General features: G+C 33.3%; 1 protein-coding gene. It reads right to left on the minus strand.

Annotated elements, in window-relative coordinates; genetic code table 11:
* Positions 1–121: 121 nt before the first annotated feature.
* Positions 122–1411 carry an IS4 family transposase gene (locus LJE12_RS19500; RefSeq protein ID WP_227292379.1) on the minus strand — a complete coding sequence of 430 codons (1290 nt, stop codon included), beginning with the start codon at positions 1409–1411 and terminating at the stop codon, positions 122–124.
* Between the last annotated feature and the right edge of the window lie 155 nt (positions 1412–1566).

Consider the following 1566-nt stretch of genomic DNA (forward strand, 5'->3'; position numbering starts at 1 on the left):
CAATGTCATTAACTTTAGCAAAAAGCAGAAATCGTAAGTATTTATAAAACTATGATTCCTGCTTTTTGTTTTTTTATATGGGCATACTTATCCCCTTCTCTTTGTATTCGTATTTTCTAGATTAGTATGCTCTTTTATGAGTATTTGAATATTTCCCTGCTAACCGCCCTTTCGTTCTGGTATAATGCCGATCAGGACGAATAGGAACCAGATTCTTACTGATGTCTTCATATATTTGCTGAAATAATATATTTTTCTTTTGATCATCCGTTTCAAGAAGTATATAAATCAGATCGTTTTTTAAGATTCCAATACTAACTGTCTGATTGATCATCATTTTATGTTTTCTGTTTGTTTCCTTCTGATCCAGTTCACGCTCTGCGTCTAATATGATATCTTCGACTAAATTGCTCAGATATATGGTGCTGTATATATCTTGTAATAACAGAATAGGTTTTGTACCTGTAAAATTTTCTAACTGCAACCGATTCTTTAGTGTTTCATACGCAGTCTCTATTCCCCACCTCATATGATATAATTCTTTTATTTCTTCTGTATGAAATTCCGTTTGTGAAAGATTTGTAGCTAAAACTTCCAGATTTCCATTTTCTAATAGGATTTTTACCATACGCAATGAAATTTCACCCAGTTCTTTCATACGTTCTCCATCCGGCGTCCCTTCGTAATGTCTGATTCTTGATTTATCAAGTTTTATTTTAACCAGCTGATCATTTTCTGTTAAACTGCTTTGCTCTTTTTTGTAATCACTGCTTTTTAAACGTACGATAAACTTAAGATCCTTATCCATCATATGTATAAACGCTGGCGTAGAAGGATAGCCTCTGTCCATGATAATAATATAGGGAATGTTGCCTATTGTTTCCGGTATTCGTTCCATCTGTTTTTCGGCCAGGCGCATTTCATCAAATTTCACCTTATTACAGTCACTTTCCAGTATCATACGATTCATTACATCATAAATACAGCCTAATCCTATTTGTGCTTGGAGTTTTGTGTTTTTTCGGCTTGCAGAACCATACAGTTTCAGTGTTTCAGTAGTAGTAGGAATATTAATATCTGAGCCGTCAGCAGCTAATATTAAATGATTTTTGTAAGTTGAAAAGGTGGAATCTGCATAAAAGTTACGGTTATGATATTTATACAATTCCAAAAAAGCATCTGGATTAAGTTTCATACGCTGTTTCAGATATCCTGGTTTTGAAATAGACACACCAGGATGAGCAAGTTTCATATAATTTCTCAGTTCCAATGCCAACGTCAGCCCCTTTCTGTTTATCATTGTGAAAAGAAGATCCTGAAGAGGCATTTTTCGGATTCTGGTAAAATGATTTTTATTACCTAATCGGCAAAATGCCTTAAATTCATCAGAACTCATTTTTTCTATATCCATGAATGTACGTTTCTGAGAATGTTTCATGTATAATCACATCCTTTTTTTTGAGCAGGTTCATGGCTTCTTTTTACAATATAAGCATATCAAAAAAAGCAGAAGATATCTAATCCTTTTAGGAATAAATATCTTCTGCTTTTAAGTTAATGACATTG

It is taken from the genome of Blautia sp. DFI.6.71 (genome assembly GCF_020593585.1).
In the GTDB taxonomy this organism is placed as follows: Bacteria; Bacillota; Clostridia; order Lachnospirales; family Lachnospiraceae; genus Blautia_A; species Blautia_A wexlerae.

Excerpts from the sequence above, each read along its gene's own strand:
- LJE12_RS19500 (WP_227292379.1), bottom strand. The coding sequence starts at position 1,411 with ATGGATATAGAAAAAATGAGTTCTGATGAATTTAAGGCATTTTGCCGA.